The organism is Actinacidiphila sp. bgisy145, assembly GCF_057708125.1.
Genome location: NZ_JBYIRL010000005.1, coordinates 221,287 through 246,578, shown reverse-complemented (window position 1 = coordinate 246,578; position 25,292 = coordinate 221,287). Strand labels below are relative to the sequence as shown.

Sequence of the window (25,292 nt, the reverse complement as noted above, 5' to 3'; positions counted from 1 at the left end):
CCCCCCCCCCCCCCCCCCCCCCCCCCCCCCCCCCCCCCCCCCCCGGCCCCTTTCGTCAGCGCTGGGCCGACATGAGTTGACCGGATGTCAGATCGACGTCAGCTCGGCAGGGTCCAGCTCTGCGCGGCCGTGCCGTTGCAGTCCCAGATCTGCAACTGGGTGCCGTCGGCCGTCGTGGCGTTCGGGTCGTCCAGGCAGCGCCCGGACTCCGGGTTGACCAGCGAGCCGTTCGCGCCGGGCAGCCAGCGCTGCGCGCCGGTGCCGTTGCACTGCCACAGCTGCACCAGTGTGCCGGCGGCGGTGCCGCTGCCGCTCACGTCCAGGCAGCCGCCGAGCGCGCGCAGCGTGCCGCCCGCGCCGGGCACGGCCGTCCACTTCTGCGCGCCGGTGCCGTTGCAGCCCCACAGCTGCACATGCGTGCCGTTGGCCGTACCGGAGTTGGCGACATCCAGGCACTTGCCCGCGATGCCGGCGTCGACCGGGCCGGTGACGGTCTGACCGGCGGCGGCGAGCGCGGACTCCACCAGCGCGGCCGCCCCGTTCATCCCGGCCTCGTTCGGGTGGTACTGCGAACGGCCGGCCGCGGGCGTGTACGTCTCCACCCACGGCACGGAGGCGCACGCGTCGTGGCCGTGGCTGGCGGCGGCCAGGTCCACCAGCGTGGCGCCGGTCGCCGAGGCGGCGGTCGCCGTCGCGGCGGCGAGCCGGGTCGCGATGCTGCGCTCGTAGGCGGCCTGGTCGGAGGTGAGCGGCACCCCGGTGCACACCCCGGAGTCCGGCAGGATGGTGAAGTAGTTGACGAAGAGCACCTTCGCCTGCGGCGCGGTGGCGTGGATGGCGGTGACCACGTTCTCCAGCCGCCCGGCCAGCACCCCGAAGGTCGAGTCGATGGACGCCTGGTCGACGCTGCCGCAGTTCGAACCACCGCTGGTCTGGCAGGAGTAGGCGTCGATGCTGCCCAGGTAGTCCACGTCGTTGCCGCCGATGGTGACGGTGACGAGCTTGGTGGCGCTGGTGACCGCGTCGACCTGCGGCGGCTGCCCGGCCTGGTCGGTGGTGAGCACGTTCGCCGTGGTCGCCCCGCTGCACGAGACGTCGGTGAGGTTCGCGCCGATGTCCCGCGCCACCACGCTGGCGTAGTTGTTCTGCGACCGGGCGCAGGCCGACGCGCCGGTGCTGGTCTGGGTCGGCGGGATGCCCGGCCCCGCGGCGAACGAGCTGCCCATCGACACGTAGTCCAGTCCCGCGGTGCCCGCCGCCGCGGCCACCGCCCGCCCCGCCGACGGCGTCGCCGACGTGCCGGCGAACGCGGCGGGCGCGAGGAACACCGCCGTCGCCGCCAGGGCCGCGGCGATACCGGCGGGCATCCACACCCGCCGGTACCCGGCCGCCGCCCTTCCGTTCTCCTGAGAAGTTCCCATGCCACCTCCAACCGTGGGGAGCCGCGGTGCCGCGGCTCCGAGGACCTGCACGCTTGCGCGCTGTGCTGTGTGCGGCTGAACTCGCCGCGTACCGGGGCACGTCGGGCACCCGGTGCGCGGGAGAAGGGTGGGCGGCCGTCAGCCGCCGAGGGTGATCTCCACCGTGTGGTGCCCGGTGGCGCCGGCCGGCAGCAGCGGCGCGGCGCGGCGGCCGTCCACCGTGCAGGCGCGCACCCGGGCGCCGGCGCCCTTGAGCACCACGTCCACGGTCGCCGCGCGGTACGGCAGCCCGCGCAGCGTGGCCGGTCCCCAGCCGGCCGGCAGCGTCGGCGAAAGGCGCAGCCCCTGCTCGGTGCAGTCCACCCCGAACAGCCCGGCGAGGATCATCCGCAGGTAGCCGGTCGCCGACCACGCCTGGTCCGGCTGCGAGGTGAAGTGGCTCTGGGTGCCGTCCCCGCCGGTCTGCCAACCGCCGTCCACGGCACCGGAGTTCGAGTCGTACAGCTCGTAGAAGCTGTTGCCGCTGCCCTGCACGAGGGCGGCCAGTTCCCGCACGGCCCGGGCGAAGAGGTCCACCTGCCCGGCGACGGCGGCGGCGTGCCCGAACATCGAGTGGACCATCGGCCAGACGGTGACGTTGTGGCGGCCGGGTTTGGCATCGCTGAACCGGTCGAAGTGCGGCCACACGTTCACGATGCCGTGCGGCTGCCAGTGCGCACCGGCCACCACCTGCGCCGCCCGGGCGGCGTCGGCCACCCCCAGCAGCACCGCGAACGCCAGGCCCGCGCCCTCCTGGGAGGTGTCCAGCCGGCCCGACAGCGCGTCCCCGCCGTGCACGAAGTACCCGTACGTGCCCGCGTCCGCGCGCCACAGGTGCGTGTCGATCGCGGCCCGTACGGCCCCTGCGGCAGCCCGGTGCGCGGCGGCCTCGGAGGGGTGCCCGAGCGCCTGCGCCATGTCGCCGGCCGCGCGGTGGGCGCCGTAGTAGAGGCAGTTGGTGGACAGGCACATCAACTCGTCGGTGTGCGGGTAGTCCAGCACGAACGAGGAGTCGACGCCGGCGGTCCACGGCGGGGCCGGGTAGCCGGCGATGCCGTCGTTCATGAACGACGGGCCCCGGTAGAGGCCGAGGGCGGTGTCGAAGTTCTTCGCCCGGCGGATCGCGAGCGTGCCTGCGGCCGTGCGGTAGGCGTCGGCGAGGAACTCCCGGTCACCGGTGACCAGGTAGTGGTGCCAGGCGCCGAGCACCCAGACCACCTGGTCCCACCACTGGTTGTCCTGCTGCACCACCAGGCCGTCGTCGCCGCGGTCCACCACGGCCCACAGCGTGTTGCGGCCGATCACCGGCGCGAGCAGGCTCGTCGCGTTCCAGGCGTTGACCGCCGCGTCGCGCGTCCACCGCTGCGGCGAGGGGTAGCCGCCGCCGGCCCGCACGAACGACCCGCTGGGATAGGTCACCAGCCCGGCGGCGTCATAGGTGGCCGGGTCGGCGTAGGCGGTGTTGATGCCGAACAGGTCGGTCAGCGCCGACTCGTAGGCGGTGCCCAGCAGTTGCTGGGTCGCGGTGTCGCCGAAGGCCACCTCCGGCAGGGTGTACCCGATCCGCCCGCCGCCGCTGCCGGCCGAAGTGCCGCCGCGCGCCGGGGAGTCGGCGTGCGCCTGCACGGTGCCGAGGCCGCCGAGGCCGGCCGCGGCGAGCGCGCCCGCCACCACCCCGGTGCCGGCCGTGCCCAGAACGCCGCGTCTGGTGGGGTGCGCCGCCTCGGGCGGCGCTCCGCGTCCCGGTTCCCGCGCCGACGTACCCGACTCCATGGCGTCCACTCCTCTCGCCTCCGGGTGCGCGGCAGCGGCGCCCGGTCGGCGTGCCGGAACGTGACCAGTGTTGGCAACGTTGTCAAAGTGTCACCGTGGAAGCTAGCAGCCCGCGTTGACACCCGCCAAGGGGTCCGGCAGCACCGCTGCGCACCCAGGGCCCGGCGGCCGGGCCCCGGCCGCGCCGGCTACTTGTTGCTGTGCACCGGCCCGACCCGCAGGTTCTGGACCGAGGAGCCGACGCACTCCTGCTTGTTCCAGGGCAGGTCCAGCGACGCCTTCTGGTTGGGCGGGTAGACCCGCAGGGCCGGCACAGAGGTCAGGTCGCACTGGGCGGCGGAGTAGCCCGCCTGGCCGTTGACGGTGACGACGTCGGCGTAGGCGTGCGCGTTCGGGATCAGGGTGACCCGGGTGGCGGGGGTGTCGGCGGTGCGCTGGGCGGCCTTGCCGAGCTGGGTGCCACCGGACTTCACGAAGGACACCCCGGGGTAGCCGGACAGGGTGCAGGGCGAGGAGCCGGTGTTCTGGAAGACGATCTGGAAACCGGTGCTGCCGGCGCCGTTGGAGAAGTTCGCGGTGGTCGCCTTGAGCTGGCTGGTGGCGCAGCCGGCCACGGTGGTGCCGGCCGACGCGGTGGCACCGCCCGTACCGCTGCCGCCGCTCGACCCGCTCGTGCCGCCGCTGCCGCTCGTGCCGGTGCCGCCGCCGGTGGTGGCCGGGTTCGCGGTGCCGCCCGCCGAGTCGTCGTTGGGCACGGTGGCCGTCCCGGACGGCGCCGAGGCGGTGGCGGAGGACGAGGCCGAGGAGGAGTCGGACGCGTTGCTGTCGTCGGGCCCGCAGGCCGCGAGCGCGAGGCCGGCGGTGGCGAGCATGACGACGAGGGTTCCGGTCCTGACGGTCCTGGTGCGCATGGCCCTTGCCCTTTCCTGTGCGGTCACTGAGGCTCGTGTGTGCCTCTGTGCTGATCGTGTACCCACAGATTCGCCATGTCAGCAGCCGTCCGGGTCCTGTTACCCCGCAGGGACACAACGGGTCACCCGCCGCGACATTCCTCCGACGAACGCCACGCATACCGTCCGACCGGCACCACCGGCAGCACCCGGCGGCCTCGGCACCGGCAACGCCATCGGCAACGGGCGGCCACCGCGTCCGTACGCGGTGGCCGCCCGTCGTGGCAGCCGGGGACCCAGCGGGTCCGTCAGACGTTGAAGCCCAGCGCGCGCAGCTGCTCGCGGCCGTCGTCGGTGATCTTGTCCGGGCCCCACGGCGGCATCCAGACCCAGTTGATCTTCAGTTCGCGGACGATGCCCTCGGTCGCGGTGGTCGCCTGCTCCTCGATGACGTCGGTCAGCGGGCAGGCCGCCGAGGTGAGCGTCATGTCGAGCGTGGCGACGTTGGTGTCGTCGATGTGGATGCCGTAGATCAGGCCGAGGTTGACCACGTCGATCCCCAGTTCGGGGTCGACGACGTCGTAGAGCGCCTCGCGCACCTCCTCCTCGGAGGCCGGGGTGGTGCTCAGGCCGTTGGGCACCGCGGGGGACACAGCGTTGTCGGTCATGCGGGCTTCCCTTCAGCCAGCGCTTGGGCGGTGGCGTCCTTCCATGCCATCCAGCTCAGCAGGGCGCACTTCACGCGCGCCGGGTACTTGGAGACGCCGGCGAACGCGACCGCGTCCTCCAGCACCTCCTCCATCGCGTCGTCCGGCTCGATCCGGCCGCGCGACTGCATCAGCTCCAGGAAGGTCTCCTGGATCTTCCGCGCCTCGGTGATCTCCTTGCCGACCAGCAGTTCGTTGAGCACCGAGGCACTGGCCTGGCTGATCGAGCAGCCCTGCCCCTCGTACGAGATGTCCCCGATCACGGAGCCGTCCAGCCGCACCCGCAAGGTGACCTCGTCCCCGCAGGTGGGGTTGACGTGGTGCACCTCCGCCTGGCCGTCGCGCAGGCCGCGGCCGTGCGGGTGCTTGTAGTGGTCCAGGATCACGTCCTGGTACATCGAGTCGAGTTTCACAGCAGCACCGCCATCAGCCGAAGAAGTTCCGGACCTGCTCCAAGCCCTCGACCAGGGCGTCGACCTCGGCCGGGGTGGAGTACAGATAGAACGACGCCCGGGTGGTCGCAGGAATTCCGTACCGCAGGCACACCGGGCGGGCGCAGTGGTGGCCGACCCGGACCGCGATGCCCTGCTCGTCCAGTACCTGGCCGACGTCGTGCGGGTGGATGTCGCCGAGCGTGAAGGAGATCGAGGCGCCGCGGTCCTCGCCCGTGGTCGGGCCGATGATCCGCAGGTCCGGCACCTCCCGCAGCCGGGCGAGCGCGTACTCGGTGATCGCGTGCTCGTGGGCGGCGACGTTCTCCATGCCGAGGGCGTTGAGGTAGTCCACCGCCGCGCCCAGGCCCACCGCCTGCGCGATCGGCGGAGTGCCGGCCTCGAACTTGTGCGGCGCGGGCGCGTAGGTGGAGGAGTGCATCGAGACGGTCTCGATCATCTCGCCGCCGCCGAGGAAGGGCGGCAGGTCCTCCAGCAGCTCCTGGCGGCCCCACAGCACGCCGATGCCGGTCGGGCCGAGCATCTTGTGGCCGGTGAAGGCGACGAAGTCCGCGCCGAGCGCCTGGACGTCCAGCGGCATGTGCGGGGCGGCCTGCGAGGCGTCGATCAGGACCAGCGCGCCGACCTGCTGGGCCCGGCGGACGATCGCCTCGACCGGGTTCACGGTGCCGAGGATGTTGGAGACCAGCACGAAGGAGACGATCTTCGTCTTCTCGGTGATGACCTGCTCGATGTCCGACAGGTCCAGCCGGCCGTCGTCGGTGAGGCCGAACCACTTCAGCTTCGCGCCGGTGCGCTGCGACAGCAGCTGCCACGGCACGATGTTGGAGTGGTGCTCCATCTCCGTGATGACGATCTCGGTGTCGCTGTCCACGCGGTAGGGCTCGTCGGCCCAGCCGAGCATGTTCGCCACGAGGTTCAGCGACTCCGAGGCGTTCTTGGTGAAGATCACCTCGTCGCGGCTGGGTGCGTTGACGAAGGCGGCGATCTTGTCGCGGGCACCCTCGTACAGCGCGGTGGCCTCCTCGGCGAGCACGTGGACGCCGCGGTGCACATTGGCGTTGGACTGCTCGTAGTAGGCGCTGAGGGCGTCCAGCACCTGGCGGGGCTTCTGCGAGGTGGCCGCGTTGTCGAGGTAGACCAGGCGGCGGCCGTCATGGACCTGGCGGTCCAGGATCGGGAAGTCCTTGCGGATCGCCTCGGTGTCGAGGAGGCCGGCCGGCACCCTGCCGATCGACGAGGGGGAAGTCACGCGGCAGCGCCACCCTTCACGTAGGACTCGTAGCCCTCTTCCTCCAGCTTGTCGGCGAGCTCGGCGCCACCGGACTCCACGATCCGGCCGGCCGAGAAGACGTGCACGAAGTCGGGCTTGATGTAGCGCAGGATGCGCGTGTAGTGCGTGATCAGCAGGGTGCCGACCTCGCCCTGCTCGCGGACCCGGTTGACGCCTTCGGAGACGATCCGCAGGGCGTCCACGTCGAGGCCGGAGTCGGTCTCGTCGAGGATCGCGACCTTGGGCTTGAGCAGTTCGAGCTGGAGGATCTCGTGGCGCTTCTTCTCACCGCCGGAGAAGCCCTCGTTGACGTTGCGCTCGGCGAAGGAGGGGTCCATGTGCAGGTGCTCCATGGTCTCCTTCACCTCCTTGACCCAGGTGCGGAGCTTGGGGGCCTCGCCGCGGATGGCGGTGGCGGAGGTGCGCAGGAAGTTGGAGACCGAGACCCCGGGGATCTCGACCGGGTACTGCATGGCGAGGAAGACGCCGGCCCGGGCCCGCTCGTCGACGGTCATCGCCAGCACGTCCTCGCCGTCGAGGGTGACGCTGCCGCCGGTGACGGTGTACTTGGGGTGCCCGGCCAGCGAGTAGGCCAGGGTGGACTTGCCGGAGCCGTTGGGGCCCATGATGGCGTGGGTCTCGCCCTGTTTCACCGTGAGGTCGACGCCCTTGAGGATCTCCTTGGTGGCGTTGTCGGCTTCGACGGTGACGTGCAGGTCGCGGATTTCAAGCGTGGCCATGGGTGACTCAGGACTCCTGGGTGACGGAGACGAGCACGTCGTCCCCAACGATCTTGACGGGGTATACGGGAACGGGCCGGGTGGCGGGCAGCCCGGAGGGCTTGCCGGTGCGCAGGTCGAAGCTGGAGCCGTGCAGCCAGCACTCGATCTGGCAGTCCTCGACCTCGCCCTCGGAGAGCGAGACGTTGGCGTGCGAGCAGATGTCGTTGATCGCGAACACCTCGCCCTCGGTGCGGACCACCGAGACGGGCACGCCGTCGATCTCGACGCGGTGCGGGGTGTCGTCGGTCAGCTCGCTGAGCGCGCAGGCGCGGGTGAAGGGCACGGTGTTGGTCATCCGACCGCCGCCTCCAGTTCCGCGTCGATCTTCGCCATCAGCCGCTCCTCCAGGTCGGGCAGCCCGATCTGCTGGACCAGCTCGCCGAAGAAGCCGCGTACCACCAGGCGGCGGGCGTCCTCGGTGTGGATGCCGCGGCTCATCAGGTAGAAGAGCTGCTCGTCGTCGAACCGGCCGGTCGCGGAGGCGTGTCCGGCGCCGACGATCTCGCCGGTCTCGATCTCCAGGTTCGGCACGGAGTCGACCCGGGCGCCGTCGGTGAGGACGAGGTTGCGGTTCAGCTCGTAGGTGTCGGTGCCCTCGGCCGCGGCCCGGATCAGCACGTCGCCGATCCACACCGCGTGCGCGTCCTGGCCCTGGAGCGCGCCCTTGTACGCCACGTTCGACCGGCAGTGCGGCGTGTCGTGGTCGATGAACAGGCGGTGCTCCTGGTGCTGGCCGCGGTCGGTGAAGTACAGCCCGAACAGGTCGGCCTCACCGCCGGTGGCGCCGTAGACGACCCGCGGGTGCAGCCGGACCAGGTCCCCGCCGAAGGTGACGACGACGGACTTGAAGGCGGCGTCGCGGCCGATCAGCGCGGTGTGCTGGGCGGCGTGCACCGCGGTGTCGGCCCAGTCCTGCACGGACACCACGGTGAGCTTGGCGCCGTCGCCGATCAGGAACTCGACGTTCGCCGCGAGCGTGGCGTCGCCGGTGTGGTCCAGCACCACCACCGCCTCGGCGAACGCGCCGACCTCCACGACCTGGTGGCCGTAAGAGACGCCGCCCTCGCCGTGCACGGCGATCCGGACCGGCTCGGTGAGCACGGTGTCCTTGGGGACGCTGACCACCGACGCCTTCTCGAAGGCGCTGAACGCCTGGGCGGCGACCCGGTCGACGGGCTTGCCGGCCTTGCCGATCCGCGGGTCGGTGCGGTCCACGGTCTCCACGGTGACGCCCTCGGGCGCGGTCACCTCGACGCGCAGCGAGCCGGTCGCCTCCGCGGTGCCGTCGTGCAGGCCGCGCAGCCGGGCCAGCGGCGTGAAGCGCCATTCCTCCTCGCGCCCGGTCGGCACGGGGAAGTCGGCCACGTCGTACGACGGGGCGGCGCTGACCCGGGCGTCGGCGGGCTGCTCGGTCGGCTGCCCCACCGTGATGGCACCGTCCGTGGTGCTGCCCGCAGGGGTGTTCTCGGCCATAGCTGTACTGCTGCTCCTCGTTGGATGTGCTTCGATCGGGTGCGGGGGTGCCGGGGCGGCCCGGTCAGCCGACCGCGCCCTCCATCTGCAGCTCGATCAGCCGGTTGAGCTCCAGGGCGTACTCCATCGGCAGCTCCTTGGCGATCGGCTCGACGAAGCCGCGCACGATCATCGCCATCGCCTCGAACTCGGTCATACCGCGGCTCATCAGGTAGAAGAGCTGGTCGTCGGAGACCTTGGAGACGGTCGCCTCGTGGCCCATCGACACGTCGTCCTCGCGCACGTCCACGTACGGGTACGTGTCGGAGCGGGAGACCGTGTCGACCAGCAGGGCGTCGCACAGCACGTTGGACTTCGCGCCGGTGGAGCCCTCGCCGATCTCGATCAGGCCGCGGTAGGAGGTGCGGCCGCCGCCGCGCGCCACCGACTTGGAGACGATGTTGGACGAGGTGTTCGGCGCCATGTGCACCATCTTGGCGCCGGCGTCCTGGTGCTGCCCCTCGCCGGCGAAGGCGATGGAGAGCGTCTCGCCCTTGGCGTGCTCGCCCATCAGGTAGACCGCGGGGTACTTCATGGTCACCTTGGAGCCGATGTTGCCGTCGATCCACTCCATGGTGGCGCCCTCGTAGGCGACGGCGCGCTTGGTGACCAGGTTGTAGACGTTGTTCGACCAGTTCTGGATGGTCGTGTAGCGGCAGCGGCCGCCCTTCTTGACGATGATCTCGACCACCGCGGAGTGCAGCGAGTCCGACTTGTAGATCGGCGCGGTGCAGCCCTCGACGTAGTGGACGTAGGCGTCCTCGTCGACGATGATCAGGGTCCGCTCGAACTGGCCCATGTTCTCGGTGTTGATCCGGAAGTACGCCTGGAGCGGGATCTCCACGTGCACGCCCTTCGGCACGTAGATGAAGGAGCCGCCGGACCACACCGCGGTGTTCAGCGAGGCGAACTTGTTGTCGCCGGCCGGGATGACGGTGCCGAAGTACTCCTGGAACAGCTCCGGGTGCTCCTTGAGCGCGGTGTCGGTGTCCAGGAAGATGACGCCCTGCTCCTCCAGGTCCTCGCGGATCTGGTGGTAGACGACCTCGGACTCGTACTGCGCGGCGACGCCGGCGACCAGGCGCTGCTTCTCCGCCTCGGGGATGCCGAGCTTGTCGTAGGTGTTCTTGATGTCCTCGGGCAGGTCCTCCCAGGACTCCGCCTGCTTCTCGGTGGACCGCACGAAGTACTTGATGTTGTCGAAGTCGATGCCCGTGAGGTCGCTGCCCCAGGTCGGCATGGGCTTCTTGCCGAACAGCCGCAGCCCCTTGAGCCGCATCTTCAGCATCCACTCCGGCTCGGACTTCTTCGCGGAGATGTCGCGGACGACCTCCTCCGAGAGGCCGCGCTTGGCGGCGGCGCCGGCGGTGTCGTTGTCCGCCCAGCCGTACTCGTAGGTGCCGATGCCTTCGAGCTCCGGGTGAGTGGTCTCCGTGGGAGCAGTCATGCGGGGTTCCTCCCGGACGTGCTGACTGGTGCGTGGTCGGTGCGTGCAGGTGCTGCGGATGGTGCGGGTGATGCGGGTGCCGCTGGTCGTGCGGGTGGTGCGGGCGCCGGTGGCGCCGTTGGTGCGGGTGCTTCCGGTGTCTGCGCCGCCGGCTCGTCGGCGGGGGCGGCGGACCGCCCCTGCTGGGCCTGCGGGATGAACGTGGTGCACACCCCGTCGCCGTGCGCGATGGTGGCGAGCCGCTGGACGTGCGTCCCGAGCAGGCGGGAGAAGACCTCGGCCTCCGCCTCGCAGAGCTGCGGGAACTGCTCGGCGGCATGGGCCACCGGGCAGTGGTGCTGGCACAGCTGCTCTCCCCCGACGCTCCGCCCGGGGGTGCCCCCGGCCGGGCCGGGCGCGCTCCGCGCCGTTGCAGCGTACCCGTCCGCGGTCAGTGCGCGGGCCAGGGCCTGCGCCCGCTCGCCGGGCGCGGCGGCGTCGAGCAGCTTGCGGTACCGCTCGGCCTGGGCGGCGACGCGGGCCCGCGCGAACGCGGTGACCGCGGCCTCGCCCTGCTCGCCGCCGCCCGCGGACTGGGCGATCCAGCCCAGCGCGTCCGCGGCGAGCTGGTCGTAGGCCTGGTCGAAGGCGTCCCGGCCGCAGTCGGTGAGCGCGAAGACCTTCGCGGGGCGGCCGCGGCCGCGGCTGCCGTACACCCGCTGCTCGCGGGCCTCCACGATGTTCTCCGCGACGAGCGCGTCGAGGTGGCGGCGTACCGCCGCCTGGGTCAGGCCCAGCCGCTCGGCGAGGTCCGCGGCGGTGGAGGGCCCGTGGCCCAGGATGGAGCGGGCGACGCGGTTGCGGGTGCGCCGCTCACCGGTCGTCGGCTCCTCCGCCGCCCTGCGGGCAGCACCGCCTACGTTTTTCACAACGCCATTGTTGCTTAATTCGCCGGGCCCGGGCAAGCTCACCCCCGCGCACCCACGGTGGGCTACGTCACTTAGGGTGACCTCACTTCCGGGCCGCCACCGGCCGGATTCCGCCCTGCCGCCCACCCCGCTCCCCGCCCTCCCTAGACTCGTGGCCATGCGAAACGAGCCCGCGGTCGAGGTGACCGGTCTGGTCAAGCGGTACGGCGCCAAGACCGCGGTCGACGGCCTCGACCTGACCGTCCCGCGCGGCTCGGTGACCGCGGTGCTCGGCCCCAACGGCGCCGGCAAGACCACCACCGTCGAGGTCTGCGAGGGCTACCGCCGCCCCGACGGCGGCACCGCCCGCGTCCTCGGCCTGGACCCGGTCACCCAGGGCGCCGCACTGCGCCCGCGGATCGGCGTGATGCTCCAGTCCGGCGGCGTCTACCCCGGCGCCCACGCCGAGGAGATGCTGCGGCACGCCGCGGCCCTGCACGCCGACCCGGTGGACCCGGCCCTGCTCATCGAACGCCTCGGCCTGGACACCTGCGGACGCACCGCCTACCGCCGGCTGTCCGGCGGCCAGCAGCAGCGCCTGGCCCTGGCCATGGCCGTCGTCGGCCGCCCCGAACTCGTCTTCCTCGACGAGCCCACCGCGGGCCTGGACCCCCAGGCCCGCCACGCCACCTGGGACCTGGTCCGCGAGCTGCGCGCCGACGGCGTCAGCGTGGTCCTCACCACCCACTTCATGGACGAGGCCGAGCAGCTCGCCGACCAGGTCGCGATCATCGACGCCGGCCGCACCATCGCCGCCGGCACCCCCGAGGAGCTGTGCCGCGGGGGCGCCGAGAACACCCTGCGCTTCTCCGGCCGCCCCGCCCTCAACCTCGTCTCGCTCCTCAACGCCCTGCCCCCCGACACCCGCGCCGCCGAGCTGTCCCCCGGCTCCTACCGGATCGAGGGCGGCATCGACCCGCAACTGCTGGCCACCGTCGCCTCCTGGTGCGCCCAGCACGGCGTCATGCCCGACCACCTCGCGGTCGAGCGGCGCACCCTGGAGGACGTCTTCTTGGAACTGACCGGCAGGGAACTGCGGGCATGAGGGAGCTGCGGCCATGAGCGTCACCACCGACACCCCGCACGCCACCGGGGCGGGCGCGTTCGCGCCGGCGCCCGGGGCGGCGCCGCTGGGGCGGATGATCCGGGCGCAGGCGCTGCTGGAGACGAAGATGCTGCTGCGCAACGGGGAGCAGCTGCTGCTGACCGTGGTGATCCCCGCGCTGCTGCTGGTGCTGTTCAGCTCGGTGGACATCGTGGACACCGGCCCGGGCAGGTCGGTGGACTTCCTCGCCCCGGGGGTGCTGGCGCTGGCGGTGCTGTCGACAGCGTTCACCGGGCAGGCGATCGCGACCGGCTTCGAGCGGCGATACGGCGTGCTGAAGCGGCTGGGCGCCTCGCCGCTGCCGCGGTGGGCGCTGATGACGGCGAAGACCTGCTCGGTCCTGGTCACCGAGGCGCTCCAGGTGGTGCTCCTGGTGGTGATCGCCTTCGCGCTGGGCTGGTCCCCGCACGGCGATCCCGCGGCGGTGCTGCTGCTCCTGCTGCTGGGTACGGCCGCGTTCTCCGGGCTGGGGCTGCTCATGGCCGGCACGCTCAAGGCGGAGGCGACCCTGGCCGCCGCGAACCTGGTGTTCCTGCTGCTGCTGGTCGGCGGCGGGGTGATCGTGCCGATGGACAAGTTCTCCGGGCCGGTGCGGGACGTGCTGGAGCTGCTGCCGATCTCGGCGCTGTCGGACGGCCTGCGCGAGGTGCTCCGGCACGGCGCCGGGGTGCCCTGGTCCGACCTGGGCATCCTCGCGGTCTGGTCGGTGCTGGGCCTGGCGGCGGCGGGGCGCTGGTTCCGCTGGGAGTGAGCGGCCGTACGTACGCCATGGCGTACCCGGAAGGAGAGGGCACGGCATGACGGCGCAGGCGGGACCGCCCGCGGGCGGCACGGGCGATGGGGGCTCGGCGAGCGGCAAGGACGCGGAGTCCTCCGCGTGGGCGCCGTTGCGCCTGCCGACCTACCGCACCTTGTGGTGCGCCCAGCTGGGCTCGAACGTCGGCACCTGGATGCAGACCGTCGGCGCGCAGTGGATGCTCGTCCACCAGCCGAACGCCCCGACGCTGACCTCGCTGGTGCAGGCGGCCTCGCTGCTGCCGGTGCTGTTCCTGTCGCTTCCCGCGGGTGTCCTCGCCGACGTGCTGGACCGCCGACGGCTGCTGATCGCCCTGTCCGTGGCGATGGCGGCCGTGAGCACCGCGCTCGCGGTCCTCACCGCGGCCGGGCTGACCACGCCCACCGTGCTGATCGCCCTGGTGTTCCTGATGGGGTGCGGCAGCGCGTTGAGCGGCCCGGGCTGGCAGGCGATCCAGCCCGAACTGGTGCCGCGCGCGCAGATCCCGGCCGCGGCGGCACTGGGCAGCCTCAACGTCAACCTCGCGCGCGCGGTGGGCCCGGCCCTGGCCGGTGTGCTGGTCGCCGCGACCGGCACGGACGTCGTGTTCGGCATCAATGCCGCCTCGTTCCTGGGGGTGGTGGCCGCGCTGGCGGTCTGGCACCGCGCGATGGCTCCCGCCGGGGGCGCCCCGGAGCGGATGCGGTCGGCGCTGTCCGCGGGCACCCGCTACGTCCGCAACGCGCCCGGAGTGCGGCGCGTGCTGCTGCGGGCCGCCCTGTTCGTGCTGCCGGCCTCCGCGCTGTGGGGCCTGCTGCCGGTGGTGTCCTCGCAGCGGCTGCACCAGGGCGCGGGCGGGTACGGGCTGCTGCTGGGTGCGCTGGGCGTGGGCGCGATCGCGGGGGCGGTGACCGTCAAGCGGGTTCGTGCGGCGCTGGACCGCAATGTGCTGCTCGCGCTGAGCAGTGCCGCGTTCGCGGCGGGCAGTGCCGTGGCGGCGCTGGTCACGCAGCCGGCCGTGGTGGCGCTGGTGCTGGTCATGACGGGCGCCGGGTGGCTGTACGCGTTGTCCACGCTCAACACGACACTCCAACTCGCCCTGCCGTCCTGGGTACGGGCCCGGGGGCTCGCGGTCTATCTGATGGTCTTCATGGGCGGCCAGGGCGTCGGCTCCCTGGTGTGGGGTCTGGTCGCGAACGCGACGAGCACCCGCGCCGCGCTGCTGGCCGCCACCGCGCTCCTGCTGCTGACCGCGGCCTCGCTGGCGGTGTGGCCGATGCACGCCCGCACCGGCACCTTCGACCGGGATGTCGTCGCGCCCTGGCCGGAGCCGATGCTCGCGTTCGACCGCACCGCCGACGACGCGGCCGACGGCCCTGTGCTGGTCGAGGTCACCTACGAGGTCCCGGTCGAGCGCCTGCCGGAGTTCCGTGCGGCCATGGCCGCCCTCGCCGTCTCCCGCCGCCGCACCGGCGCCTCGCACTGGTCGCTGTACCGGGACGCCGAGCAGCCCACCACCTGGGTGGAGGCGTTCCAGGTCCCCTCCTGGCAGGAGCACCTGCGCCAGCACGAGTCCCGCCTGACCGCGTACGACGCCGAACTGGCGGCCCGCGCCGGCGCGCTGTCCACCACCGGGCCCAGGGTCCGCCACCTGATCGCCCCAGTTGGCCGGGCCGGGGGCGCGGGCCCGCACCAGGCCGGCCGCGGCGGTCGACACGAGGGCGGACCCCCATGACGACGACCGTTGCGATCACGTTTTGATCGCTTCCGGTCGGCTTAAGCAGGCCCTACCGGTCGGATAGGGTCGCGATCGCCGAGGAAGAGGGGGGCGACGTGGTCAAGCCGGAAGCGTACGGGAGAGCCGCTGCCGCGGCCGGGCTGGGGGAAGTAGTCGCCGTGCACCCGCGGTACCGGCCGGTGACGCTGGCGATGCAGGCGTGGTTCGGCGGTGCGGCGCTGGGCATCGGCATGGGCGCCGGTGTGGCGGCCGGCACGTGGTGGCCCCTGGCAGTGGCCGTCGCCGCGGCGATCGCGGCGGGGATCGCGTACGGGCGCCTGGCGCCGGTACAGGGCCTGCAAGCAGTGCTGGTGTGCCAGGGCGGCCTGCTCCTCGCCGGCCAGGTCGGGCCCGACCGCGCCGTGTCGTGGGACGACGTCCGGGCCACCGAGTACACCCCGGAGGGCTACCGGGACGAGCGGCTGGGCGCAGCCCAGACCCGGACCACCCGTACGTACGAGCGCGGCCTGATCTGGGTGGAGGGGGCCGCCGTGCCGATCACGCTGCTCCAGGTGCGGCGGATGGCCCGGCTGATCGAGGAGATCGACCACCGGCTCGTGCCGGCCCTCCAGGTCGATCTGGAGGAGGCGCTGCATGCCGAGGGGAGCGTGCGGCTGGACCGGGGACAACTCGCCATCACCCGCACCGGGCTGGTCCACGCCCCCGCGCACGGGCAGGGCGGAGAGTATGCGTGGCCGCAGGTGCGGTCGGTGAAGGCGTCCGGCCACGGCGAACTGGAGATCAAGGTGACGGGCCGGCCGCCCATCAGGCTCCGGCTGCTCAACGCCCGGGCGGTCGTGGAGTTCATCGACGAGCTCCGCTCGGCCCCTGGCGGCAGCTAGGGCCTGGTGTCCTGCCCCGTGAGGTCGATGACGACCTTGCCGTGGACGTGGCGGGCGGCCTGGAGTTCGACCGCGGCGCGGATCTGCTCGACCGGGAAGGTGGCCGCGAGGGGCACCCGGAGCTCGCCGGAGGCGACCAGGCGGGCGATCTCCTCCAGGGCGCCCGGGGCGGCGTCGGCCCCGTTCGCGGGGGTGATGCCGTCGACCTGCGCGGCGATGGTGGTGATGCGCGCGTCGGGAACGCCCAGTTCGCGCGCCGCCTGCACGACCTCGGTCCCGTAGAGGTCGACGGCTGCGGTGATGCCGCCGGGCGCCATGGCGCGCAGCCGGTCGGCCAGGCCCTCGCCGTAGGCGACCGGCTCGGCGCCGAGGCCGCGCAGGGCGTCAGCCGACGCCGCCGACCCCGTACCGATCACCCGTGCGCCCGCGCGGCGGGCGAGTTGGACGGCGAACACGCCGACCCCGCCGCCCGCGCCGCCGACGAGCAGCGTGTCGTCCGGGCCGGGCTCGACGACGGCGAGGGCCGCGGCGGCCGTGCAGCCCGCGATGGTGAGGGTGGCGGCGGTACGGTCGTCGACGCCGTCGGGGGTGCGGTGCGCGTCGCCGCCCACCGCGATGGCCCCCGCCGCGTCCACCACGATGTGGTCGGCGATCGCGCGGGACATGGCACCGCCGAACACCCGGTCGCCGACGGCGAACCCGCGTACGCCCTCGCCGACCTGGTCCACCACCCCGGCGTAGTCGGTGCCGAACCCGCACGGCAGGCTCAGGCCGAACCGGGCGGCGGTGTCCGCGTCGGAGGTCATGAACCAGTCCATCGGGTTCAGTCCGGCCGCGGTGACGCGCACCCGCAGCTGCCCCGGGCCCGCCTGCGGCGCGGGCACCTCGCGGAGGGTCAGCCGCTCGGGGCCGCCGAACGACTCCAGCCGGACCGCCCTGCTCGCGGTCGCCGGTGAGGGGGTGCTCGGTTGTTCCATGCTCAGGGGTCTCCTTCGACTGTGACGGCGCGCGGGGACACAGGTAAACGGACTACGATCCGTTTACCTTCCATCGCACCGTAGCACACAACCGGAGCGTGATCCGTTTTGCCGACACCGCCAGAGACCCGCGAGCCCCGCGCGGACGCGGCCCGCAACCGCGCCCAGCTCCTCGACGTGGCCACCCGCGTCTTCGCCTCCGCCGACACCGACGCCGAACCGTCGATGCGCGCGATCGCCCGCGAGGCCGGGGTCGGCATCGCCACGCTCTACCGGCACTTCCCCACCCGCGAGTCCCTCGTCGACGCGGTCTACCGCGACCAGGTCGCCCGGCTCACCGACGGCGCCCGCGAACTCCTCGCCACCCTCACCCCACCCGAGGCGCTGCGCCGCTGGATGGACCTGTTCGGGGAGTGGATCGCGACCAAGAACGGCATGCTCGACACGCTGCTCGCCATGATCGAGTCCGGCGAGATCTCCCACGCCCGCACCCGCACCGAACTGCTCGCGGCCATCGACGAGATCCTCGACGCGGGCCGCGCCACCGGCGACCTGCGCACCGACGTCACCGCCGAGGACATCGCCGCCGCCCTCATCGGCATCTTCACCGTGGCCCATCCCCCGACCCACCCCACCCGAGCAGCCCGCCTCCTCGACATCCTCACCCACGGCCTCCGCCCGACCCCCTGACGGACCGAACCAACCCGCGCCGCTCCGTGTCCGCAGGCCGCTCCCGCGTCATGCTGTCCGGACAGGACGAGGACGGGAGGCACGCCGGTCGGATCGCTCAGGGCGCGGGTGACGGGAGGCAGTTCGCGAAGGTGGCGAAGTCGCGGGGCTGGGCGGCGGGGAGGGTGAGGAAGGCGGCCGGGGGGTGGGAGGCGAGGCGGCACATGTCGTAGCGGACGCAGGGGGGCGGGGTGGCGGGCGGGGTGGTGCGGTACTGGTGGGTGCCGACGAGCTGGCAGGAGTCGTAGCGGACGAGCGGCCCGGCGTCGGTGAGGGTGTAGCGGTGGGCGCGCAGGGCATCGGAGAAGGACCGGTACGCGTGCGCGGTGTCGTCGCAGTCGTTGAAGTGCACGGTGCCGCGGTTCCAGGCGCAGTCGATGACGACCACCGCGTCGTCGCGCAGCTCGAAGCGGATGTCCTCGGCGTGGAAGCGCTGCACCCCGTCGAAGTGGGCGGGGCGCGGAAAGCGGAAGAAGGCGCTCTCGTAACCGTAGTCGGGGTGCGGGGTGGGGCGGCGGCCGGTGACGATGTAGCTGCCGGAGCGGCAGGTCACGGAGCCGCCGTAGGGGAACTCCAGGAAGTTGCCCCACTCGTAGGTGACGTTCATGTCGGTGAACCAGTAGTTGAGGAACTGGTCCTGCTGCTTCACGTCGGTCGAGTGCAGCGACATCCCGGCGTACAGGAACGCCTTGCGGTAGGCGCCGCCGACCCGGCACGCCTCCCACCGCATCTCGGAGTTGGTGTTGCTCCCGTCGAGCGCGACGCCGTACTCCCACTCCCCCATCCACTCGCACTGCGAGAAGCGGTAGTTGGCCGCGCCGCCGGTGGAGTAGGAGTAGAAGAAGGAGGCGCCCGGGGTGCCGGAGGTGAAGCGCAGGCCCTCGAACGAGATGTTCTGCCAGGTGTCGTTGTTGCGGCACAGGTAGCTGCCGCCGTCGGGCCCTTCGACGGTCGGGGGCGCGAAGACGATCTCGCTGATCCGCAGCCCGGCGCCCACGTAGCGCAGCCCGTTCCTGCGGTGGGAGGGCGAGTCGGCGGCGAGCAGCGCACCGGGCCGGGTGACCCGGTACCGGCCGGGCGGCACCAGGATCACGGTGCGGCCGGTCCCGCCGGCGGCCCGCTTCTCGGCGTACGCGTAGGCCGCCTCGAACGCGGCGCTGTCGTCGGTGGTGCCGTCGCCCTTGGCGCCGAAGTCGGCCACCACGTCGGCGTACCCGGGGTGCTCCCGGGAGGCCGCCCCGGCCGCGGGCGCGTCCCACGCCCCGCTCGCCCAGGCCGCCGTGCCGGTCCCGGCCAGTGCCGCCGCCGCGCCCCCGTACAGCAGCCGCCTGCGGTTGACGGTGTCACGGTGCTCCCCGGCCATCCGGGCCCCCTCCCCCATCGGTCCCACCCACGATGCTAGGGGTACAAGGCCCGGCTTGCGGGGCTTTTCCCGGGATGTACGGCCCACCCCGCACCCCTCGTGAATCCGTGCACAAAGGGTGCGCCTACCATGGCTGCGTGCCGAAGCTGCCCGACATCGTGCGAAACCCGCTCGCCTTCATCGCCGCCCGGTGGACGCCCCGCCCCGCACTGGTGCGCCGCGCCGTGCTCGCGGCGCTGGTGATGTCCGTGGTGATCGTGATCACCGGTGGCGCGGTCCGGGTCACGGCCTCCGGCCTGGGCTGCCCGACCTGGCCGACGTGCAGCGGCGACAGCCTGCTCGGCACCCGCGAGATGGGCGTCCACCACGCCATCGAGATCAGCAACCGCATGCTGACGTACGTGCTGTGCGCCACCGTCGGCTGGGCGATCATCGCGATCCGCGCGCAGGCACCGCTGCGGCGCGGCCCGTACCGGCTGGCGTGGGCCCAGTTCTGGGTGGTCGTCTTCAACGCCGTGTGGGGCGGGCTGACGGTGCTCACCAAGCTCAACCCGTACGTCGTCTCCTTGCACTTCCTGCTGTCCGCGGCCCTGATCACCGTGGCGGCGCTCACCTGGCTGCGCATGCGCGAGGGCGACGCCTCGCCCCGCCCGCTGGTCGGCAAGCCGGTACGGCAGCTCGGGCAGCTGCTCACCGCCGCCTCCGCGGTCCTCATCGTGGTCGGCACCCTGGTCAGCGGGGCCGGCCCGCACCCCGGGGAGTCCAGCGGCGCGTACAAGGTGCGGCGGATCGACGTGGACTGGAAGACGATCGCGCAGCTGCACGCGGACTTCGCGTGGGTGGTGGTCGGCCTGACCGTCGCCCTGTGGTTCGTGCTGCGCGCCGTCGACGCGCCGGTCGGTCCCCAGCACCGCGTCCGCGACCTGTTCCTGGTGCTGATGGGGCAGGGCGTCATCGGCTACGTCCAGTACTTCACGCACCTGCCGGCGGCCCTGGTGGACCTGCACATGTTCGGGGCGTGCCTGGTGTGGATCGCGGTCCTGCGGGTGCTGCTCTCCTTCCGCGAGCGCCCCTTCGCCGAGCCCGGCGAGACGGTGCCCGCGGCCGCGCAGGCGCCGAAGTCGGCGGCGTCCGGCATCTCGGCGTGACCGGGGGCGGCAGTTCGGCGTGACCGCGCCCGGCATCGCGGCGTGACCGCACCCGGCAGTTCGGCCTGACCGGGGCGCCGCCCCCGGCGGCCCCTCACCCGAACGGGAACAGCCGCCGCGCGTTGCCCGCCGCCACCAGGGACGCCACATGGCAGCCGTCCGCGGCCGACCACTCCCCCGAGGCGACCCGCACCGCCACCGCCCGCCCCAGCTCCGCCAGGAACCCCTTCGCCGCCGTCACGGCCAGCTCCGGCAGCCCGCCCGCGCCGCTCGCGTAGAGCACCTTGCCGAAGGGGGTCCGCCCGAGCACCGCGGCCGGGTCCCGGCCGATGCCCACGTAGACGTGCGGGAGTTCGGCCGCGAGATCGGCGGCCGCCGCCTCATGGGGCCCGCCCGGCAGCAGGACGACCTCGGTACCCAGCCCCGCGGTGGCCCGCAGGAACTGCCCGGCGGCCGACGGCCCGCGCCCGCCGGCTCCGTACCGCATCAGCAGCGGCAGCCCGGTCGCCACGGCGTGCCACCGGATGTGCCGCAGCAGCACCGGGTGGTCGGGCCGGGCCCCCACCGTACGGGCGGACAGCCACGCCACCGCCGCCTGCCGCACCTCCGCCGGCCCGGGCGGCCCTGCGTCCGCGCCGCCCCCGTCGGGCCCGGCGGGACCGGCGGGCCCGTCCCCGCAGCAGGAGAAGCCCGCCGCGCCGACCGCGGCGCCGTGCACCGCCTCCGCGAGGTTCGCCAGGAACGCGCCGACCGAGCCGGAGGTGTCCGCGACCTGCTGGGCGAGCGGTTCGAGCCGCACCGTCTCCCGTACGGGCACGCCCGCGGCCGCCGCGAGGTCCTTCGGCGAGGTCAGCTCCGCGCACTCCCCGGTGTCCAGGACGTACGCCGCGATCCCGGCGCCGCGCAGCAGCCGCCGCGTCGCCTCGTAAGCACCCAGCTCGCGGCGCCGGGCGAGGTAGCGGGCCGGCGGACAGTGGGCCTCCAGCCCCAGCAGGGGCGGGCACCAGCGGCGCAGCGCGAAACCGGTGGGGCTGTCGAAGAGCGTGGTGCCCGGGGCGGCGGCACCCGGCAGCCGCGCCTCGAAGGAGCCGAGGCCCAGATCGCCCGGGTACACCCCGTGGCAGTGCGCGTCCACCAGGTGTGCCTGCGCCGCGCCGGCCATCGCCCGCACCCCGTCCCGTCCGACGTCCACGGACCCGACCAGGCCCCGGCCCCCGCACGCGCCGCCACCGGGGGCGGCCCGCACAGGGCCTAACGACCCGGGGGGTGATAGGGAGCGGACCCGTCGGACGGGCAGGCCACGGGCCCGGAGCGCCGCCGGACGGCGGAACACCCTGGGACAACCCGGCGCAGGGCCGTACGGGCAGGGGCGCCGTCAGCCGCCCGCGCGCCCGCCGAGCTGGATGCCGGCCATCCGGGACCACTCGTACGGCCCTGTCCGCACCTTCGCGGCCAGCTCCCCGTCGAACGCCTCGTGGACGGTCGCCCCCGACGCGTCCACGGCCCGCCGCGCCAGCTCGTACTCCGGCGCGACCAGGTCGCCCCACGCGCCGTCCTCGCCCACCAGCACGATGCGGGCACCGCGCTCGCCGAGGTACGCGATCTGCGCCTGTGTGCCGCCGTGGGCCCGCCCGAACGCCTGGATCTCCCTGGTCAGCCGCCGCACACGCCGCTCGGCCCGGGGGTCGTTGTCCACCTTGCTCTCAGCCATGCCCCCACCCTACTTACCGGTAACCCGGGTGCGGAAGGAGCCGGAAGGAGCAGGCCCGGCGGGGATCGGCCAAGGGGTCCGATCCCCGCCGGGCGGACCGGCCGGGCGACGGTTCCGCCGAACCATCGACCGGCCGGGGTCTGTCAGGCGCGCCGACTCAGCCCAGGCCCACCGAGAACACGTGCAGGTTCCCGTTGACCGGCAGCGTCACGCTCGCCACCTGCTTGCCGTCCGGCACCGCGAACGGCGTGGTGGCGAAGACGTACGCGGGCGCACCGTCGCCACCGGACTGGTTGCGGTGGTCGGTGGTGGCCACCACGGTGTTCCCCAGCACCGGCGTCGAGCCGCCGCCGGGCTTGACCCAGTCGCCGAAGGACAGGTCGGCCTGCGCCGTGCTGCCGTCGGTGAACGTCACCTGGGCGGTGGCCTGCTGGTCCCCGTTGGTCGCCGAGCCCACGAACAGCAGGCTGGTGGCGTCCTTGGCGCTGTCCCCGAGCCGGATGGTCTGGCCGTCGGCGACCGTGTTGTCCGGGCGCCCCACCGGCGCGTCGGGCCACACGAACGACGTCCCCGCCACCTGCACCCGGGCGCCGCCCTCCAGACCGGCCGCGGCCAGCGCCTCGCGGGAGTAGCTGCTGCCGCTGCCGTCGAGGTCCCCGGCGGCGTGGTCGCTGTCCGGTGTGGCGCCGGTGTTGTCGTAGTCCGCGGCCAGGCTGTCCTTCGCCGCCACCAGCACGATCGCGCTGAGCTGCACCGGATCGGCCCCGGCGCCCTTGCCGCGTACGGTCAGCGGCACCTCGTAGTAGCCGTCCGCGGTGCCCGCGGCCGCCGTGACCGCCAGTTTCACGGTGCCGGTGCCGGTCTTCCGGTCCAGCGCGACGGAGGTGGCGGCGGGGGTGACGCGCAGACCCTCGGGCGGAGACGCGCCGACCGAAAGGGAACCCTGGTGGCCGGCCAGCCTCTGCACATGGACGGTCAGGTCCGCGGCGGACCCGCCGGCCGCCACCACCGACTGGTTCGGAGTCGCGGTGGCGAGGAAGTCGCGCTCGCCGGTGCGGTAGGAGGGCGAGGCGTCGCCCGACGAGGCGGCCCAGTGCGTGTCGGGGGTGGTGGACAGGGTGAAGTCCAGCCTCCCGCCGCTGAAGACCACTGACGACGGCAGGTAGGTGCGCTCCCAGGAGTGCCCGTCGAGCGTGAGGTTACGGACGTAAGGCGCGTCGTCCGCCGCCTGGGGCGCGCGGATGTCCAGGTCCTTGGCCTTGCCCGGCAGGTCCAGCACCACGCGCTGGAACATCGGACTGTGCACGGTGAGGTCGGCCGTGCCCGGTGTCGCGGGGTACAGGCCGAGCGCCGCCCACACGTACCAGGAGGACTGCGCCCCCAGGTCGTCGTTGCCGGGCTCGCCGTCGGGCGTCGGGCTGAAGAGCGTGGTGGCGATCTCCCGCACCGTCTTCTGCGTCTTCCACGGCTGGCCGACCTGGTTGTAGACCCACGGCACACCGAAGTCGATCTCGTTGCCGGCCCACATGTAGGGCGCGTTGGGGCCCACGTTGAGCTGGGAGAAGAAGGTGTCGAGGCGGTCGGCGGCCGCGCTCTGGCCGCCCATCGAGGCGATCAGGCCCGCCATGTCCTGCGGGACCAGCCAGTTGTACTGGGCGGCGTTGCCCTCGTCGTAGCCCTCTTGGCCGAACTGGCCGTCCGAGGGGGTCTGGAAGCCGGTCTCGTCCGGGAAGCGGCCGTCTTCGCCGCGCGGTTCGAGGTAGCCGCTCGCCGGGTCGAGGATGTTCTGCCAGTTCTGGCCGCGCCGGGTGAAGGTCTTCGCCACGGTGTTCTGCCCGGCGGCCTTGGCGAGTTGCGCGATCGAGAAGTCGTCGATCGCCCACTCCAGGGTCTCCGAGGCGCCGACGTGCCCGTGGTCGCCCTTGGCGGCGTCGTCGTTGGGCGCGTAGCCGCGCGCGACGTACTCCTGGACGCCGGGCCGCTCCTGGTAGGCGCCCGGGGTGGAGTCCACCGTGGTCGCGCCCTTGACCAGGTACTTCAGCGCCGTCTTCAGGTCGAAGTCGCGCGCCCCGTACGCGTACAGGTTCGCGATCAGCGGCACCGAGTTGTCGCCGGTCATCTGGCCGGTGTACGCGTTCGCCAGCGGCCAGCGCGGCCACCAGCCGCCCTGCTCCGCGTCGTTGACCAGCGACTGGGCCATGTCACTGGCCTGCTGCGGGAAGAGCATCGCCTGCAGGGGCGCCAGCGAGCGGTAGGTGTCCCAGTCGGAGAAGTTCGTGTACTGGGCGTGGCCCTTGGCCAGGGTGCGCACCTTGCCGTCGAAGCCGATGTAGCGGCCGTCGGCGTCGTTGAAGGTGTTCGGGTGCATCAGCGAGTGGTAGAGCGCGGTGTAGAAGGTCTTCAGCTCGTCGGTGTCCTTGCCCGCGACCCGCACCTTGCCCAGCATCTGCGACCACGCGTCTCGGGTCTGCCGGTGCAGCGCGTCCAGGTCCCAGCCGGGCACCTCCGCGGCCATGTTGGCCTCCGCGCCGGCCACCGACACGTACGACATCGAGACCTTGGCCCGCACCGTGCGGCTGCCGCCGTCGCCGAAGGTCAGGTAGGCACCGGCACCGGCGGCGCTGGCCGAGTCGCCGCCCGCGGTCACCGTCTTGCCGTCCCAGGTGCCGTGCGCGGTGAAGGGCTGGTCGAAGGTGATCGCGTAGTAGACGGTGTACTCGTTGCCCTTGCCGCAGAAGTCGCCGGTGGTCGCCGAACCGGTGACCTCGCGGTCGCCGACCACCTGCACGTCCGCGCTCTTGTCGCCGTTGAGGCTGCCGCCTGCCTTGACCAGCAGCTGCGCGGCTGCGGAGCCCGCGGGGAAGGTGAAGGCCGCCAGGCCGGTCCGGGTCGACGCGGTCAGCTCGGCGCGCACGCCCGACGCGTCGAGGTTCACCGCGTAGTAGCCGGGCTCGGCCGTCTCGCCGGTGTGCGTGAAGTGCTCCGTGAGGTTCCACGGCGCGCTGCCGACGCTGCCGGTGATCGGCAGGATCGGCACGTCGCCGAAGGCCCGGCAGCCGACGGAGGCGTGGTCCAGGCTGAAGCCGCGGATCTGGTCGTCGTGGTACTGGTAGCCGGCGTACGAGCCGGAGGTGTCCGGCGAGAACTGCATCATCCCGAACGGCGTGGACGGCCCGGGGAAGTCGTTGATCTCGCCGACGGTGGAACCGCCGCGTCCGGTGCCGATGAGCGGGTCCACATAGCTCGCCGGATCGGACACCAGCGTGGACGCCGAGGCGGATGACAACGTTGTCTGATTGTTGGACAACGTTGTCACATTCGCCGAAGCCGTACCTGCGGCCACGAGCGTCGCCACCGCAGCGAGTGCTGCCGCGAACGTGCCACGCAGCATGCGCGGTCTTCTCACACGTACCTCCCCAAGGGCTCCCCGATGAGACCAGCACATCTTGGGGGCTGGCGACGCGCAAAGCAACAGTCCTGCCGGGACCGGCAGGTGAAGCCTCGTCAGCGTCCTGGGATGCCGCCGCGCGGGGGCGCCGGTGGCGGCAGCGCCCGCCGGCGCGATCCGTGGACGGTCGCCGAGAGCCCGCTCACCGGGGTGGCGCACCGCGAACGCCGTCGC

Annotated in this window: 22 protein-coding genes; 6 read left to right on the top strand and 16 right to left on the bottom strand. The window is 73.0% G+C overall.

Going from position 1 to position 25,292, the window contains the following annotated elements:
* Positions 1–98: 98 nt before the first annotated feature.
* The 11 genes from AC3ERT_RS07255 to AC3ERT_RS07205 all read right to left on the bottom strand — a co-directional run bounded on the left by AC3ERT_RS07255 (position 99) and on the right by AC3ERT_RS07205 (position 11,204).
* Positions 99–1,421, bottom strand: a complete 1,323-nt coding sequence (locus tag AC3ERT_RS07255) for a ricin-type beta-trefoil lectin domain protein (protein ID WP_335973430.1) — start codon at positions 1,419–1,421, stop codon at positions 99–101.
* Between the two features lie 138 nt (positions 1,422–1,559).
* Complete coding sequence (locus tag AC3ERT_RS07250) at positions 1,560–3,233, bottom strand: MGH1-like glycoside hydrolase domain-containing protein (RefSeq protein WP_435173227.1); 1,674 nt, start codon at positions 3,231–3,233, stop codon at positions 1,560–1,562.
* Between the two features lie 188 nt (positions 3,234–3,421).
* On the bottom strand, positions 3,422–4,144 hold the full coding sequence (locus AC3ERT_RS07245) for a DUF4232 domain-containing protein (protein ID WP_435173225.1): 723 nt from the start codon (positions 4,142–4,144) through the stop codon (positions 3,422–3,424).
* A gap of 287 nt (positions 4,145–4,431) precedes the next feature.
* Positions 4,432–4,791, bottom strand: coding sequence for a metal-sulfur cluster assembly factor (locus AC3ERT_RS07240; protein WP_335973444.1), 360 nt, complete (start codon positions 4,789–4,791; stop codon positions 4,432–4,434).
* Positions 4,788–5,243, bottom strand: a complete 456-nt coding sequence (sufU, locus tag AC3ERT_RS07235) for a Fe-S cluster assembly sulfur transfer protein SufU (protein ID WP_435173223.1) — start codon at positions 5,241–5,243, stop codon at positions 4,788–4,790. Before sufU ends, AC3ERT_RS07240 begins: the two co-directional genes overlap by 4 nt.
* Before the next feature lie 13 nt (positions 5,244–5,256).
* On the bottom strand, positions 5,257–6,507 hold the full coding sequence (locus AC3ERT_RS07230) for a cysteine desulfurase (RefSeq protein ID WP_435129808.1): 1,251 nt from the start codon (positions 6,505–6,507) through the stop codon (positions 5,257–5,259).
* Positions 6,508–6,530: 23 nt separating this feature from the next.
* Positions 6,531–7,295, bottom strand: coding sequence for a Fe-S cluster assembly ATPase SufC (gene sufC, locus AC3ERT_RS07225; protein WP_335973450.1), 765 nt, complete (start codon positions 7,293–7,295; stop codon positions 6,531–6,533).
* Positions 7,296–7,302: 7 nt separating this feature from the next.
* Positions 7,303–7,620, bottom strand: a complete 318-nt coding sequence (locus AC3ERT_RS07220) for a non-heme iron oxygenase ferredoxin subunit (protein WP_335974141.1) — start codon at positions 7,618–7,620, stop codon at positions 7,303–7,305.
* An 8-nt stretch (positions 7,621–7,628) separates the two neighbouring features.
* Positions 7,629–8,810, bottom strand: coding sequence for a Fe-S cluster assembly protein SufD (gene sufD, locus AC3ERT_RS07215; protein ID WP_435173222.1), 1,182 nt, complete (start codon positions 8,808–8,810; stop codon positions 7,629–7,631).
* A 64-nt stretch (positions 8,811–8,874) separates the two neighbouring features.
* Complete coding sequence (gene sufB / locus AC3ERT_RS07210) at positions 8,875–10,296, bottom strand: Fe-S cluster assembly protein SufB (protein WP_335973457.1); 1,422 nt, start codon at positions 10,294–10,296, stop codon at positions 8,875–8,877.
* Positions 10,293–11,204 (bottom strand): helix-turn-helix transcriptional regulator, encoded by a 912-nt coding sequence (locus AC3ERT_RS07205; RefSeq protein WP_435173220.1) that lies wholly within the window; start codon positions 11,202–11,204, stop codon positions 10,293–10,295. Before AC3ERT_RS07205 ends, sufB begins: the two co-directional genes overlap by 4 nt.
* Before the next feature lie 157 nt (positions 11,205–11,361).
* Between AC3ERT_RS07205 and AC3ERT_RS07200 the strand changes: the two genes are divergently transcribed.
* The 4 genes from AC3ERT_RS07200 (at position 11,362) to AC3ERT_RS07185 (ending at position 15,742) form a co-directional block, all read left to right on the top strand.
* The gene (locus AC3ERT_RS07200; protein WP_335973465.1) at positions 11,362–12,288 is read left to right on the top strand and encodes an ABC transporter ATP-binding protein; all 927 of its coding nucleotides are present in this window, start codon (positions 11,362–11,364) and stop codon (positions 12,286–12,288) included.
* A gap of 13 nt (positions 12,289–12,301) precedes the next feature.
* Positions 12,302–13,099, top strand: a complete 798-nt coding sequence (locus AC3ERT_RS07195) for an ABC transporter permease (protein WP_335973467.1) — start codon at positions 12,302–12,304, stop codon at positions 13,097–13,099.
* Positions 13,100–13,145: 46 nt separating this feature from the next.
* Complete coding sequence (locus tag AC3ERT_RS07190; protein WP_435173218.1) at positions 13,146–14,858, top strand: MFS transporter; 1,713 nt, start codon at positions 13,146–13,148, stop codon at positions 14,856–14,858.
* 98 nt (positions 14,859–14,956) lie between these two features.
* Positions 14,957–15,742 carry a hypothetical protein gene (locus AC3ERT_RS07185; protein WP_435129690.1) on the top strand — a complete coding sequence of 262 codons (786 nt, stop codon included), beginning with the start codon at positions 14,957–14,959 and terminating at the stop codon, positions 15,740–15,742.
* Here the strand turns inward: AC3ERT_RS07185 and AC3ERT_RS07180 are convergent.
* Positions 15,739–16,719, bottom strand: coding sequence for an NADP-dependent oxidoreductase (locus AC3ERT_RS07180; RefSeq protein WP_435129693.1), 981 nt, complete (start codon positions 16,717–16,719; stop codon positions 15,739–15,741). The genes AC3ERT_RS07185 and AC3ERT_RS07180 overlap by 4 nt on opposite strands.
* A 108-nt stretch (positions 16,720–16,827) precedes the next feature.
* Between AC3ERT_RS07180 and AC3ERT_RS07175 the strand changes: the two genes are divergently transcribed.
* Positions 16,828–17,409: a TetR/AcrR family transcriptional regulator gene (locus tag AC3ERT_RS07175; RefSeq protein ID WP_435129696.1), complete on the top strand. Its 582-nt coding sequence runs from the start codon at positions 16,828–16,830 to the stop codon at positions 17,407–17,409.
* 97 nt (positions 17,410–17,506) lie between these two features.
* Here the strand turns inward: AC3ERT_RS07175 and AC3ERT_RS07170 are convergent, their stop codons facing one another.
* Positions 17,507–18,811 carry a glycosyl hydrolase family 28-related protein gene (locus tag AC3ERT_RS07170; protein ID WP_435173217.1) on the bottom strand — a complete coding sequence of 435 codons (1,305 nt, stop codon included), beginning with the start codon at positions 18,809–18,811 and terminating at the stop codon, positions 17,507–17,509.
* A 74-nt stretch (positions 18,812–18,885) separates the two neighbouring features.
* Here AC3ERT_RS07170 and AC3ERT_RS07165 point away from each other — a divergent pair, with 74 nt between their 5' ends.
* Entirely contained in the window at positions 18,886–19,959 is a 1,074-nt protein-coding gene (locus tag AC3ERT_RS07165; protein ID WP_435129702.1) for a COX15/CtaA family protein, read from the top strand.
* Between the two features lie 94 nt (positions 19,960–20,053).
* Here AC3ERT_RS07165 and AC3ERT_RS07160 read toward each other — a convergent pair whose 3' ends face one another.
* The 3 genes from AC3ERT_RS07160 to AC3ERT_RS07150 form a co-directional block, all read right to left on the bottom strand.
* Entirely contained in the window at positions 20,054–21,121 is a 1,068-nt protein-coding gene (locus AC3ERT_RS07160) for an amidohydrolase (protein ID WP_435173231.1), read from the bottom strand.
* A gap of 213 nt (positions 21,122–21,334) precedes the next feature.
* Positions 21,335–21,670, bottom strand: a complete 336-nt coding sequence (locus AC3ERT_RS07155; RefSeq protein WP_435173215.1) for a hypothetical protein — start codon at positions 21,668–21,670, stop codon at positions 21,335–21,337.
* 157 nt (positions 21,671–21,827) lie between these two features.
* On the bottom strand, positions 21,828–24,956 hold the full coding sequence (locus AC3ERT_RS07150) for a GH92 family glycosyl hydrolase (protein WP_435173214.1): 3,129 nt from the start codon (positions 24,954–24,956) through the stop codon (positions 21,828–21,830).
* Positions 24,957–25,292: the final 336 nt, after the last annotated feature.